Below are 14,213 nucleotides of genomic sequence, written 5' to 3' on the forward strand. Positions count from 1 at the left end.
GAAATTTTTAAACGAAATGTGTGTGTTGAAATTGAAGGTGAATTGGTTGGAAGATATATTAGGAAGCGAATGGGAAATTACTCCTGCTGGCGGAGCGACAGGAGAAGCTTATTTTGCAAAATTTCAAGACCGAAAGCTTTTTTTAAAGCGTAATTCATCACCTTTTTTAGCAGTATTGTCAGCTGAAGGAATTGTACCGAAGCTCGTGTGGACAAGACGAATGGAAAATGGAGATGTGATCACAGCTCAGCACTGGCTAGATGGTCGAGAATTAAAACCAAAAGATATGAATTCGAGTCGAGTGACAGAATTGCTTAGTAAAATTCATCATTCAAACGAGTTATTAGATATGTTGAAAAGGTTAGGGAAAACACCGCTTCTTCCCGGAGACGTGCTAGCCGATATTCTAGAGAACGTGGACGAGCGACTTCAAAAAGAGAGTATTGTAGAGCAGGGAATCAGCTATTTACAAGCAGAGCTTCCGTCCATTCAGACAGATAAATATGTGGTATGTCACTGTGATGTGAACCACAATAACTGGATGCTTGGAGAGAATACGCAGCTATATTTAATCGATTGGGACGGAGCGATGATTGCAGATCCTGCTATTGATTTAGGTTTATTGCTTTATTGGTACATCAATCCATCTCAGTGGGAAGAATGGCTTGAGCATTATGGGGTTGAACTAACTGAGAACTTGAAAACGAGAATGAAGTGGTATGTGATAAGTCAAACCATTTTATTCATTGAATGGCATCGTTCGAAAAATGAACATTCTGAAATGAATTACTGGCTTGAATATCTTCGGATGTTGCTCGTCAACGACATTCAAGCACAGTAGCAAAGGTTATGACAAGGTAGATAGTTCTTGGACCCATTGTGATAAATTTTGTTGATTGGTTTGAATATGTTCGTCTAAATGAGCAGCACTTTTTGCATCTTGCGTGTATTTATAAACGTTTTGTAGTGTTGCTTGTACGTCTGTGCTAGCATATCCTTTTGCTAACATTGATTGAATTAAACGTTCAACCTGTTCACATTCCGCAACCGTTCCGCAGCAATCACTTTGATGATTAGATAAAATATCTTTTACTATATTCATTTGGTGTTCGGCATTTAAAGGCATTAAGCATCATCCTTTCTCGTATGATGCTCTTATTTTTTTCTATCTAAACACAATTATGCATGAGAATGTCGGTTGTTTCGAATAACCGACATTTTCAATGCGTCAAAATAAATTAAAGAGGTGCAACATGAGATTACGAAACAAACCTTGGGCAAAAGATAAAATTGCTGAAAATCCCCAATACGTGGTTCCAAATCCAGCGGAGTATAAAGGAAACTGGAAAGAAGTTTTTGGAAATGAAAATCCTCTTCATATTGAAGTAGGAACAGGAAAAGGCCAATTTTTAGTAGGGATGGCTAAACAAAATCCGCATATCAACTATATTGGAATTGAAATGTATGAAAGTGTCATCTTAAGTGCTCTAGAACGATTGATTGAAGAAGAGCTTCCAAATTTAAAGTTGTTGAATGTAGATGCTAACCATCTTAGTGAGTTTTTTGCAAAAAATGATGTGGGTCGCGTTTATCTCAATTTCTCTGATCCATGGCCAAAAAAGAGACATGCCAAGCGCCGCTTAACATACAAAACGTTCTTAAGCATGTATGAAAATCTGCTGGTTGATGGTGGAGAAATTCACTTTAAAACAGATAATCAAGGGCTATTTGAGTATTCATTGACAAGCTTTTCAGAATATGGACTTCTTCTCAAGTACATTAGCTTAGATTTGCATAAAAGCGATTTTGAAGGCAATGTTATGACGGAATATGAAGAGAAATTTTCACAAAAAGGCAGCCGCATTTACCGCTGTGAAGTAAAATACCTGAACGAAAAAGACTGAGTTCCTCAGTCTTTTTTTGTTCAAAAAGAGAAGGGGATAGTGATAAAATAAAAAGGAATATAATGGAGGTGTAAAATGGAAACGTTAACAATAGGCGAATTAAAAGTGACATGGCTTCGTGGAGGGAATAATCATTTAGATGGAGGGGCAATGTTTGGTGTTGTTCCAAAAGAGCTTTGGACAAAAAAATATCCTATTTCAGACGGGAATCGAATTCCCATGAGGACTGATCCTTTGCTCGTTCAAACTGAAAAACACCTCATGTTAATTGATGCAGGTATAGGAAATGGGATGTTGGATGAGAAAAAAAAGCGTCATTTTGGCGTAACGGAAGAATCATTTATTGCTGAAGACTTACAAAAGTTAGGGTTCACGTGCGAAGATATTACTCATATCATTATGACGCATCTCCACTTTGATCATGTGTCAGGCTTAACAAAATGTATCAACGGAAACTTTTCCTCTGCTTTTCCAAATGCAAGAATTTTTGTTAGTGACATCGAGTGGAATGAAATGAGGAATCCTAATATACGTTCTAAAAATACGTATTGGAAACAAAATTGGGAATTTATTCAGCATCAAGTAATAACATTTAGCGACAAAGATGAAATTGTGCCTGGAGTAACGGTTCATCATACCGGCGGTCACAGCGATGGTCATGCTGTAGTTATATTAAAAGGAAACAATGACATCTTAGTGCATATGGGCGATCTTTTGCCAACACATGCACATCAAAATGTCTTATGGGTAATGGCATATGATGACTATCCAATGACTTCGATTGAACAAAAGCAGCAGTGGTTAGCTTATGCCTATGAGCATCAAGCTTGGCTAAGTTTTTATCATGATGCTTTTTATCGAGCTGTAAAATGGGATAACAAAGGAGAAATAGTTGACGAAATTAAACGGGTGTATTCAGCGTCAATTCAATAATAGCACCGCTTTTTTTATCAATGAAAAACTCGTAATGTTCCTGTTTTGCATCACGTGTTCTGATAATTCCACCTGTATAACCATAAAAAGAGAGACCATGCTTTTGAATGACCTTAGTCGTCGTTTCAATCCATGAGCCGTCGATTGCCCCATTTTGTTTAAAAGCGCTTTTAACAATCGTAAGGGCTTCCGATGAGGAAATTGACGACGTTCTTTTTTGAATAATATAAGCGCTTGCAAATCCGACTGCAGCTCCTGCTATTAGTTGATTCCATTTCACGTTATTCACCTGCTTTTTAAGGATATGTTTTCATCATTATATCAAATTGTCGAATGCTTTGTTAAGTTGAGTCATAGAAGAGAAGGACGGAACTAGCAACTATTTCCGGTTTTCGATACAATAAAGAAAATGATACATAAAGGAGAGTATATATGAACAATGAAACGCTATCTCTATTTAAAACATTAACGGAGTTACCAGGTGCCGCTGGAAACGAACATCAAGTACGTTCATTTATGCGCTCGCAAATTGAACCCCTTGTAGATGAAGTCATTCAAGATGGGTTAGGAAGTTTATTCGGCGTTCGCTATAATGAAGAAAAAGGTCCTAAAGTAATGGTAGCAGGACATATGGACGAAGTAGGATTTATGGTTACGTCTGTAACTGATAAAGGAATGCTTCGTTTTCAAACTCTAGGAGGATGGTGGAGTCAAGTACTTCTAGCTCAACGCGTCCATGTTGTGACAAAAAAAGGTCCTATCACCGGCGTAATTGCTTCTATCCCTCCCCATTTATTAGACGAATCACAGCGCAACAAGCCAATGGCCATTAAAAATATGATGATTGATGTGGGCGCAGATAGCAAGCAGGAAGTAGCAGAAATGGGCATTCGTCCTGGCGATCAAATTGTACCGATTTGTCCGTTTACGCCAATGGCAAATGAAAAGAAAATACTGGCAAAAGCATGGGATAACCGCTATGGGTGCGGACTTGCGATTGAATTATTAAAAGAAGTAAAAAATGAAAAATTGCCAAATATCTTATATTCTGGAGCTACTGTTCAAGAAGAAGTAGGACTTCGCGGTGCTCAATCAGCTGCGAATATGATTAAACCGGATTTGTTTTATGCACTAGATGCTAGTCCTGCTAACGATACGTCAGGCGATAAAAATGCATTTGGACAATTAGGAAAAGGCGTATTACTTCGTATCTTTGACCGTACGATGGTCACACATAGAGGAATGAGAGAATTTATTTTAGATACAGCGGAGACAAACAGCATCCCTTATCAATACTTCGTTTCTCCAGGAGGTACGGATGCAGGGCGCGTTCATACTTCTAATAACGGAGTTCCTTCTGCAGTGATCGGCGTATGTTCACGTTATATTCATACCCATGCATCTATGATTCATGTGGATGACTATGCAGCTGCAAAAGAATTATTAGTCAAACTTGTACGCTCTACAGACCAAACAACGCTTGATACGATTAAACAAAACGGATAAAGAAGAACAAAGCAGCTGCTTTTGCGGTTGCTTTGTTTCATCATGACAGGAGAAAAAAATGAAAATTGCAATCGGAACGAAGAACCCAACAAAAGTAAATGCAGTAAAAAAAGTATTTGGAGATACTTTTACATATGTAGAGGTAGACGTGCAGTCCGGGGTGTCACCACAGCCTTTTTCTGATGAAGAAACCATCCAAGGAGCGATTAACCGCGCGCGTGCTGCTGTCAAAGAGACAGGTGCTGATATTGGCATTGGACTTGAAGGAGGGGTACAGGAAACGCCTCATGGCTTATTCCTTTGCAACTGGGGAAGTCTTGTTACCTCTAAGGACCTTGAACCGATTTTAGGTGGAGGAGCTCGTATTCGGCTTCCTGAAGCGGTAGCCGATATGCTTCGTCATGATAAAAAAGAATTAGCCGAAGCTATGGAAGTGTATACAAACCAAAAAAATATTCGAAAAAAAGAAGGAGCAATCGGCATTTTCACCAATGGAAATTTAGATCGGACCGCTATGTTTTATCAGGTTGTTTTAATGCTAAAAGGACAGCTGGATTTTAGGACAAATCAAGCTGTTCAATAGGAAATTTCTTTGTAACCCTTTATAATAGAAAAGCATCAGTGTATGATAGTTGCAACAACTCATATACTATGTTTTGATGTAGAAGGATTAAAAAATGTATGGGGCTTTAGCCGTTTAAATACGAAAGTAAAAGAAAAAGTGGAGGAAAGAAAAATGGAAAAAATGCAAACAATTGAACAATACAAAGAAATTATTAAAGAAGGAAAACATATCATGATGTTTTCAGCAGACTGGTGCCCAGATTGCCGAGTAATCGAGCCTGTGCTTCCAGAAATTGAGGCGAATCATAGCGAGTATACATTTCATTATGTCGACCGCGACGACTTTATCGATCTTTGTGCAGAATTAAGCATCTTTGGCATTCCAAGCTTTGTCGGTTACAGCAACGGAGAAGAAACAGGGCGTTTTGTCAGCAAAGACCGTAAAACAAAAGAAGAAATTGAAGAGTTTATTAAAGGCTTAAATGCATAAATCAAGTGAAGACTGATAGCGATAAATTGCTATCAGTCTTCATACATAAAAATGAGAAAAGGAGGCGTAAATATGGCGAAAATGAATAGTCAAAAGATGAGAAAACTACTAGAAGAGCGATTAACGGGTGCGGATTGGTCATTTTTATTTGATCGTGAAAAAGATACGCTGCGCGTTGAACATCAGGAAACGAAAAAAGGTGTAACCATTTCTTTACCCGGGCTAATTGCAAAATGGGAAGAAAAAAAGGAAGCGGCTCTAGATGAAATGGTATATTATATAAAAGAAGCTCTTCGTGTTATGAACGATGAACAGCAGGTAACGGGAAAAGAAAAGCGCATTTATCCAGTTATTCGCTCAACGTCTTTTCCGGATAAATCGAATGAAGACGTGCCGTTGATTTATGATGAACATACAGCTGAAACACGCATTTATTATGCGCTTGATTTAGGCAATACATATCGTCTATTAGATGAGAAACTAATTCGTAAGGAAAATTTAGATCTATCCGCAGTGCGGGAAATGGCTAAATTTAATCTTCGCTCTTTGCCGATTTCACATAAAAAAGATACGGTAGCAGGCAATGACTTTTATTTTGTAAATCAGAACGATGGATACGATGCAAGCCGAATTCTTAACGAGGCATTTTTGCAAGATTTTGCTTCTAGTGTTTCGGGCACAATGGCTGTAGCAGTACCTCATCAAGATGTGCTGATTCTAGCTGATATCCAAAACGAAACGGGTTATGATATTCTTGCGCAAATGACCATGAGCTTTTTTGCAAGTGGACGTGTACCCATCACAGCTCTTTCATTTTTATACGAAAACGGTGAGCTAGAACCTATTTTTATTCTAGGAAAAAATCGCAGTAAAGGACGGGACTAATTATGAATCTTTTTTATAATAAAGAAGGTATCGGCGATACGTTAATCGTCAAGCTAGAAGATATTGCAATTGAAAATCGCACGTTTGAAACAAAAAGCGACGTTGTGCGTATCTTTGATCAAAAATCAAATACAACGGCTGGCTATAACATCTTTCATGCTTCTTCTAAGTTAAAAGTAGAGGGAAATGGTTCTCTTGAATTAACAGAAGAAATGGTGGAAGAAGTAAATCGTGTACTTAGCGAAAGCGGTTTTGAAGGTAAACTTGAAGTGGATTTATCTCCTAAGTTTGTAGTTGGATATGTTCAAGAAAAAGAAAAGCATCCAAATGCAGATAAGCTAAACATCTGTAAAGTAGATGTTGGCACAGAAACACTTCAAATTGTATGTGGAGCACCAAATGTAGACGCAGGTCAAAAAGTCGTCGTAGCAAAAGTAGGAGCGGTTATGCCAAGCGGTATGATCATTAAAGATGCAGAGCTGCGCGGTGTACCTTCTTCAGGCATGATTTGCTCTGCTAAAGAGCTGGCGCTTCCGAACGCTCCTCAAGAAAAAGGGATTTTAGTACTTGAAGACAAATATGAAGTAGGTCAGCCTTTTCAAGCATAAAAGCAGAGTGTGATACTAATTTATAGGGCAAAAGCAGGATGTTTTTTTACACGTATATTTCAAAGCGTTACAGTTGCTGAAAAGCAATTGTCAATTCTTAAAAAGGTTTGATAAAATTAAAAGCCACTAGTATAGACTAGTGGCTTTTTTCGCGTTTAATTATGAGTGCTAATTAAACATGAAAAAATATTTTTGCAAAGAGGAATTTTACTGTATAAATAAGGGAAGCAAAATAGTAGATTTTATAGTAAGAGTTCAAGCATACGTGATAGAATGATAAATGAAAAGATAGTATATATATCCATCTCAGAGAATACTTTGAGGCCAAAGGTAAATAAAGGATGCATGGATAGCTTTTTGTAGATGTCGCAGCACTGCGATATAAGAGGCTAAACGAAGTAAGATAGTCTGATAGAAAGAGTGATAAAAATGGGTTTTGTACGAAAAGTAATGGATTATTTACTAGGATACGAAGTGAAAGAAATCGTTGTAGACGAACATGGAAATACAACGGAAGAATACCCTTTAAATAGAGAAAAAACAATTCCTAAAAAGAAGGCTACTAAGCCTAAACAAATGCAGTCAGTTCATCAAAAGCCAGTGATGAAAGCAGCGCCAAAACCTTCTGTTCCACACTCGGCCAGAACGCAAAAGCGGAATTACAGTGAAGAGCAGCAAGATGTTCATACAAAAGTAGCTTATCAATACCCAAAAGGAACGTTTCGTTTCCCTTTAATTGATGATACGGGAGAAGCAAAAAAGGCAGCAGCTCCTAAAAATGAACCAAGGCCTGTAGCAAAAAAGGCACCGGCTCCGTTTTATCAAGAGCCTGTTCGCAAGTCGGCGCTAACGCAGCCTAAGTCAGTATCTCAGCCGTTAAAAGCGGTATCTGAAAAGAAAGAAGCGATTCCGCAAGTAAGAAAACGTCCGTTCCGTCCGACTGAAATCCCTTCACCTGTTTATGGGTTTAATAAGCGGCCTTCTAATGTTGTACAAAACGGAAGTGAGGAAGTAGTAGAATATGAGCTTCCGAGTACACAGTTATCAAAAGCAGCGTTTGAAGATGAAATTTACCGACGAGCGATGAATACGTCTGTTGTAGAGCCGTTAAGAAAACCAGTTTCTAAGCCTATAGCGGAAGAAGCCCAGATTCAAGAAACGGAAGAAATGATGCAACTGTCTTCTCAGCGTTTTGCTCAGTGGAAGCAATATGAGGAAAATCAAAAAGAGAAGATATCATTTCCTGAAGAAAAGCCAAGTTCTTCAGTAGCCGTAAAAGAACAGGAAGAGGTTCCAACTTTTGAAGAATCACATGCGATCGAACCGTTAGTGGCAAAAGAGAAAGCTACCGACTGGGATTTGGCGGAAGAAACAGCAGTAGCTGAAGAGGCTCCAATTTCAAAGGAAACGCCTCCGTTTGAATCATCCGTTTCTTTCCAACAAGAGATCGGAAATGAAGCTGAAGAGGCAGAAGCAGAAACGTTGATGGAAGAAAGCCCAGCGTTTTTACAAGCAGAAGAAGTAGAAGCACTAAAGCCTAGAAAGAGAGAAGAAGTTCCAGCCGCTGAAAAAGAAAGTCACGTCATTCTAGAAGAGCCAACAAACAGTGTTCATGTTGAAGCAGAACATGAGCTGAATTCTGAAAGTTTACATCCATCGCAACCCGCAGCTGATGAATGGCAACCAGAAGCGGTATCCGCTGTTGTGCACCGAGAGCTTGAAAACTCAGTGATAAAAGAGGAAGAGAGCAGGATGCAAGAAAGTCAAGAGTTACAAGGACAAGTACAGCAAGAGTCAGCTGTAGAACCTCTTGTACCTGCAGAACAGCCAGGGAATGCTGAACGAGCTCGCGGTAAGCGATTAGTGCCTTTTAACGTAATGATGCTGAAAAAAGACCGCACAAAGATGGATAACAGCGCTCGAGAAAAAAGTCAGCCGTCCCAAGGTTCATACCAAACGCCGAAGGCAGAAGCTCTGCAAAAAAAAACGGAAGTAAGTAGGCAAGAAGAAGTTCACGGTGAAAAAACCGAAGAAGCGGTTCCGCAGGCTTCATTAAAATCTGAAGAACCTGTAAATGTAAAAGCTTTTTCTCCTTATACATTTCCTGGAATGAACTTGCTTAACATTCCTCCAGCTGCTATTGAAGAAGATAATCAATGGGCGGATGAGCAGCGTGAGCTTTTGGATATGACATTAAAAAACTTTAACGTTCGAGCTAAGGTCGTAAACGTCACGCAAGGTCCTACCGTAACCAGATTTGAAGTACATCCTGAGCCCGGTGTGAAAGTGAACAAAATTACGAATTTAACAGATGATATTAAACTGAGCCTAGCCGCGCGTGATATTCGAATTGAAGCGCCAATTCCAGGGAAAAATACGATTGGAATTGAAGTGCCAAATCGTCAAAGTAAGCCGGTGTTAATTCGCGAAATTTTGAGGCATCCTTCTTTTAGAAAAGATAACTCTCCTTTAACGGTGGCGTTAGGGTTAGATATTTCAGGAACGCCGGTTGTGACTGACTTGAACAAAATGCCTCACGGTTTAATTGCTGGAGCGACGGGGTCTGGTAAAAGTGTGTGTATTAATACCATTATCGTCAGCTTGCTTTATAAAGCTGCGCCACACGAAGTCAAGCTTATGTTAATTGACCCTAAAATGGTTGAGCTAGCTCCTTACAACGGCATTCCGCATTTAGTCAGCCCGGTTATCACGGATGCGAAAGCAGCTACTACAGCTTTAAAGTGGGCAGTAGAGGAAATGGAGCGCCGTTACGAACTGTTCGCACATGCGGGCGTACGTGATATTACAAAATACAACGAACGTGTAAAAGAACATAATGAAAAAAGCGGGGAGCTGCCGTATCTAGTTATTATTATTGATGAACTTGCCGACTTGATGATGGTATCTCCAGGGGAAGTAGAGGAAGCTATTTGCCGTATTGCACAAAAGGCAAGAGCGTGTGGCATTCACTTATTGCTTGCAACGCAGCGTCCTTCCGTAGATGTTATTACAGGCTTAATTAAAGCAAATGTGCCAACGCGTATCGCATTTTCTGTTTCTTCGCAAGTTGATTCACGTACAATTATCGACACAGGAGGAGCAGAGAAGCTATTAGGTAAAGGTGATATGCTGCTTCTTGAAAACGGATCTTCTAAAAGCGTTCGAATTCAAGGGAACTTTGTTTCAGATGAAGAAATTGATCGCGTTGTAGATCATGTCAAAAAGCAAATGAAGCCAACATACTTATTTGATCAAGAAGATTTGTTGAAAAAGCAGCAAAGCTTTGCTTCAAATGAAGAAGATGAGCTTTTCTATGAAGCATGCGAGTTTGTGCTAGACCAAGGCGGTGCATCTACTTCCAGTCTGCAAAGACGCTTCAGAATGGGGTACAATCGCGCAGCGCGCCTAATTGATATGATGGAGCAGCAAGGAATTATTTCAGAAGCAAGAGGAAGCAAGCCGAGAGATGTGCTCATTACCGAAAACGAGCTTCAGGAAATGGAAAGTCAAACAGCCACTTCTACATTTTAAGCTGTTTTTCTGCATGTAGGTTAAAAAAAGAGGCTATGCAAAATCAGCAGGATACAGCTTTATGTGAGCTAACGCTCTGTCACTGTATCCGCCGCCTCTTTTTTTCCTGCTTTAAGTTCGTTTATACAGAATTTGAGTAGGGATTTTGGAAGAAATCCATCAGGAAAAAAAGGAAAAGGTTTGTCAGAACTAGTAAAATGATTTACTATATGTAAGGATAATGTGTGTTTTGCTTTTTTAGCATGTGATAGTTTGCTATCATTTCTCACCAGCTGAAACATATGAGCTGAAGGCGTTTAAAGAGGACAAACCAAAATAATTAGAGTACGAGTGAAGAGTAATGACAGAAGAAAATCATGAACTGATTAACTTTAATGAAATTCGTGAACAAAAGCAGCTTCAGTCTGATAATGCTATTTGCGACTTTTACAATCAATATTTCTTTTTTGTGAACCGCTATACGAATATACGAGAAAAAGTGCGGGCTTCACATCTATTTAAAGAGTTAGTAAACTTGCCTCATGAGGCGGCTCTATCTGATTCCCATGAACAATTATTTTTTCAGTGGTTTGCATTTGAATATGTAACCATTCAGGGGAAAACCCTGCTGCAGCTGTTTTTAGCTGATCAGGCGAAGCAGAAAACAGAGTCGTTTTTAATTCAAGGAGCCTTTTTTTTGACGAGTGTACTAGAGCCAATTATTGTGTCTAAAGTACCTAATTCGTTTTTCTTAAAAGGATATACCCCATTGACAAATGAGCAGGTTATCATCAAAGATGTAAGAGGAAGATTTGCAAATTTAGAGGAACAACAAGTAATTTGGATTCGAAAAATAAAATCAATCGGATATGACGTGTTAATTGACTCTTTCTTTTTAGGACATAAACAATGCATTGAACAGTTAGTAACCCAATATAATGACAAAAAAAATGCAATGACATGGCGATCGTTTTTAAAACAGCAGGCTATATACTATGTGATGAAGCCAAAATAAAAGGCCGTTTCGCAAGGGAAGAGAGTAGAAATGGAGTCATGGAGTTATGTTATAAGAAGTGATATAATGTACGAATGTTATCGTGAAATCAGCAATCAAACGACATTTATATACGTTTGTAAGAGCAATTCTAGATAACCGTCATATACTGTCTTACAGATAGACGAATGTTGGAGGTTCTTTATATGACAGTTTACCATTTTGTAGGTATTAAAGGAACAGGAATGAGTGCGCTTGCGCAAATCCTAAACGATATGGGCTTTCAAGTTCAAGGATCGGATATTGAAAAAGAAATTTTTACGCAAAAAGCACTAGAACAGCAGGGAATTCCTGTTTTACCATTTGATAAAAATAATATTAAAGACGGCATGACTGTAATTGCAGGAAATGCTTTTCCTGATACGCATGAAGAAATTGCAGAAGCAGCTTCAAAAGAAGGAGTCAAGCTTGTACGCTATCACCGTTTCTTAGGTGACTTTATGAAACAGTATACGAGTGTAGCCGTAACAGGAGCACACGGAAAAACATCCACAACGGGTATGTTAGCGCATGTGATTCAAGGAGCTGAACCTACTTCATATTTAATTGGAGACGGTACGGGTAAAGGTGTAAAAGACAGCAAGTATTTTGCGTTTGAGGCATGTGAGTATCGCCGCCACTTCTTATCTTATACGCCAGACTATGCAATTATGACGAATATTGATTTTGATCACCCTGATTATTTTGCCAATATCGATGATGTATTCAGCGCGTTCCAAGAGATGGCACTTCAAGTCAAAAAAGGAATTATTGCCTGTGGTGACGATGAACATCTTCAGCAAATTCAAGCGAAGGTACCTGTTCTTTATTACGGATTAGGCGAAGAAAATGATTTCCAAGCACGTAATATCGTAAAAAGCACAACAGGCACAACATTTGACGTGTTCGTTCGAAATACATTCCACGCATCATTTGAGATTCCAGGGTATGGCGACCATAACATCTTAAATGCACTTTCCGTTATTGCACTTTGTCATTATGAAGAAATTGACGTTGCTGTGCTGCAAGAGCGTTTTAAAACATATCAAGGTGTAAAGCGTCGTTTCAGCGAAAAGAACGTTGGCAAACAAGTGCTAATCGATGATTATGCACACCATCCAACGGAAATTAATGCAACGATTTCAGCTGCTCGTCAAAAGTATCCAAACCGTGAAGTTGTGGCTGTTTTCCAACCGCATACGTTTACGCGTACACAAACGTTCTTAGAGGACTTTGCAGCAAGCTTACAGCACGCTGATAAAGTATATCTATGTGACATTTTTGGATCAGCCCGTGAGCATCAAGGTAAATTATCAATTGAAGATCTACGAAGCAAAATCAGCGGAGCTGAATTAATTAATGAAGAAACAATTGAATCGTTAAAAGACCATAATGAAGCTGTATTAGTATTTATGGGTGCTGGAGACATTCAAAAGTTTGAAAAACTATATCAGCAGACCGTATCATAAAAAAGAGGCACTCTCCTGAGTGCCTTTTTTTTATTTCAAAACTCATTTTAAATTTTCAGGGTTTAACGCTTTTAATTCTTCAATGACAAATAGCCCGTCTTTACGAATCAACACGTCATCGAAATAAATCTCACCGCCACCGTATTCTGGGCGCTGAATCATCACCATATCCCAGTGAATATTTGACTTGTTTCCGTTATACGCATCTTCGTAGCACTCGCCAGGAGTGAAGTGGAAGCTTCCGTCAATTTTTTCATCAAATAAAATGTCTTGCATTGGATGTTGAATATACGGATTTACGCCAATCGCAAATTCGCCAACAAAACGAGCGCCTTCATCTGTATCAAAAATGCCGTTGATGCGTTCTGTATCATTAGCGGTTGCTTCAACAATTTTACCGTTTTTAAATGTTAAGGATACATTCTCAAACGTAAAGCCTTGATAGTTAGAAGGAGTGTTGTAAGAAATTGTTCCGTTTACAGAATCACGTACAGGAGCCGTGTATACTTCACCGTCCGGAATATTCATTTCTCCGGCACACTTCACTGCAGGAATATCTTTAATAGAGAACGCTAAGTCTGTATTCTCACCCGTTAAACGCACTTTGTCCGTACGGTTCATGAGCTCAACTAAAGCATCCATCGCTTTGCTCATTTTGCCATAGTCTAAGTTGCATACATCGAAATAAAAATCTTCAAATGCTTCTGTACTCATTTTAGCAAGCTGCGCCATTGAATCGTTTGGGTAGCGAAGAACGACCCATTTTGTTTTTGGAACGCGAATTTCTCTATGTACTTTTTTACCGATCGTATTCCCTTGGATTTTCATTTTATCTGCCGGAACATCTGATTGTTCAAAAATGTTTGAACCAGAACGTAAGCCAATATAAGCATCCATTTCTTTCATCACATTTGCTTCGAAGTCTGCCATCATATTGTACTGCTCTTCTTGTGCACCGTTTAAAAGAGCTCGGTCTACCGAATGATCTTTTAGCAGTACAAACGGGTAGCCACCGGCCTTGTACGCTTCATCTACAAGTGCTGTCACAAGCTCGCGCTGAAGTCCAAAGTTTTCGATTAATACTTTTTCTCCTTTTTGAAGGCGAACAGAATAATTAATTAAATTTTTAGCTAATGTTGCAATTCTAGGGTCTTTCATAAATAGTGCCTCCTTAAAATAACAATGATTGATGATTCACTTTCTATTGTACCCCACTGAGCTTATTTTGTTTGTTTTTATGCTTTAAAATCCTTTTTTTCTTTAGGGAGGGAAATAACTCATATATCGCGAAATAATGTAGCAATCTTCCCT

14 protein-coding genes are annotated in these 14,213 nt (G+C 38.9%); 11 read left to right on the forward strand and 3 right to left on the reverse strand.

Going from position 1 to position 14,213, the window contains the following annotated elements:
• Positions 1-16 precede the first annotated feature (16 nt).
• Positions 17-841, forward strand: a complete 825-nt coding sequence (locus ACH0CI_RS00325; protein ID WP_176344694.1) for a phosphotransferase family protein — start codon at positions 17-19, stop codon at positions 839-841.
• Between the two features lie 6 nt (positions 842-847).
• Here the strand turns inward: ACH0CI_RS00325 and ACH0CI_RS00330 are convergent, their stop codons facing one another.
• Entirely contained in the window at positions 848-1,126 is a 279-nt protein-coding gene (locus tag ACH0CI_RS00330; protein WP_028411828.1) for a YtzH-like family protein, read from the reverse strand.
• A 127-nt stretch (positions 1,127-1,253) separates the two neighbouring features.
• Here ACH0CI_RS00330 and trmB point away from each other — a divergent pair, with 127 nt between their 5' ends.
• Together trmB and ACH0CI_RS00340 are read left to right on the forward strand one after the other, a co-directional pair.
• Positions 1,254-1,904 (forward strand): tRNA (guanosine(46)-N7)-methyltransferase TrmB, encoded by a 651-nt coding sequence (trmB, locus tag ACH0CI_RS00335; protein WP_028411827.1) that lies wholly within the window; start codon positions 1,254-1,256, stop codon positions 1,902-1,904.
• A 75-nt stretch (positions 1,905-1,979) separates the two neighbouring features.
• Complete coding sequence (locus ACH0CI_RS00340) at positions 1,980-2,837, forward strand: YtnP family quorum-quenching lactonase (protein ID WP_028411826.1); 858 nt, start codon at positions 1,980-1,982, stop codon at positions 2,835-2,837.
• Here the strand turns inward: ACH0CI_RS00340 and ACH0CI_RS00345 are convergent.
• Complete coding sequence (locus tag ACH0CI_RS00345) at positions 2,806-3,117, reverse strand: PepSY domain-containing protein (RefSeq protein ID WP_335707161.1); 312 nt, start codon at positions 3,115-3,117, stop codon at positions 2,806-2,808. The two genes, ACH0CI_RS00340 and ACH0CI_RS00345, sit on opposite strands and share 32 nt — an antisense overlap.
• 152 nt (positions 3,118-3,269) lie before the next feature.
• Between ACH0CI_RS00345 and ACH0CI_RS00350 the strand changes: the two genes are divergently transcribed.
• The 8 genes from ACH0CI_RS00350 to murC all read left to right on the forward strand — a co-directional run bounded on the left by ACH0CI_RS00350 (position 3,270) and on the right by murC (position 12,902).
• A complete protein-coding gene (locus ACH0CI_RS00350) occupies positions 3,270-4,343 on the forward strand; it encodes a M42 family metallopeptidase (protein WP_013059506.1) in 1,074 nt (357 codons plus the stop codon).
• A gap of 58 nt (positions 4,344-4,401) precedes the next feature.
• On the forward strand, positions 4,402-4,926 hold the full coding sequence (locus ACH0CI_RS00355) for a DUF84 family protein (RefSeq protein WP_034271430.1): 525 nt from the start codon (positions 4,402-4,404) through the stop codon (positions 4,924-4,926).
• A gap of 153 nt (positions 4,927-5,079) precedes the next feature.
• Positions 5,080-5,397, forward strand: a complete 318-nt coding sequence (locus ACH0CI_RS00360; RefSeq protein ID WP_406900749.1) for a thioredoxin family protein — start codon at positions 5,080-5,082, stop codon at positions 5,395-5,397.
• A gap of 72 nt (positions 5,398-5,469) precedes the next feature.
• Positions 5,470-6,282 (forward strand): DUF1444 domain-containing protein, encoded by an 813-nt coding sequence (locus ACH0CI_RS00365; RefSeq protein WP_014457994.1) that lies wholly within the window; start codon positions 5,470-5,472, stop codon positions 6,280-6,282.
• A 2-nt stretch (positions 6,283-6,284) separates the two neighbouring features.
• Positions 6,285-6,890: a YtpR family tRNA-binding protein gene (gene ytpR, locus ACH0CI_RS00370; protein ID WP_028411821.1), complete on the forward strand. Its 606-nt coding sequence runs from the start codon at positions 6,285-6,287 to the stop codon at positions 6,888-6,890.
• 429 nt (positions 6,891-7,319) lie between these two features.
• Positions 7,320-10,421: a DNA translocase FtsK gene (locus tag ACH0CI_RS00375; protein ID WP_406900750.1), complete on the forward strand. Its 3,102-nt coding sequence runs from the start codon at positions 7,320-7,322 to the stop codon at positions 10,419-10,421.
• Positions 10,422-10,761: 340 nt separating this feature from the next.
• Positions 10,762-11,415 (forward strand): nicotinate phosphoribosyltransferase, encoded by a 654-nt coding sequence (locus ACH0CI_RS00380; protein WP_406900751.1) that lies wholly within the window; start codon positions 10,762-10,764, stop codon positions 11,413-11,415.
• A gap of 185 nt (positions 11,416-11,600) precedes the next feature.
• A complete protein-coding gene (gene murC / locus ACH0CI_RS00385; protein ID WP_013059499.1) occupies positions 11,601-12,902 on the forward strand; it encodes a UDP-N-acetylmuramate--L-alanine ligase in 1,302 nt (433 codons plus the stop codon).
• A gap of 42 nt (positions 12,903-12,944) precedes the next feature.
• Here the strand turns inward: murC and ACH0CI_RS00390 are convergent, their stop codons facing one another.
• Complete coding sequence (locus ACH0CI_RS00390; protein ID WP_406900752.1) at positions 12,945-14,060, reverse strand: aminopeptidase; 1,116 nt, start codon at positions 14,058-14,060, stop codon at positions 12,945-12,947.
• Positions 14,061-14,213 lie beyond the last annotated feature (153 nt).

Origin of the sequence: Priestia sp. 179-F W1.4 NHS (assembly GCF_045369295.1) — a bacterium.
In the GTDB taxonomy this organism is placed as follows: Bacteria; Bacillota; Bacilli; order Bacillales; family Bacillaceae_H; genus Priestia; species Priestia zanthoxyli.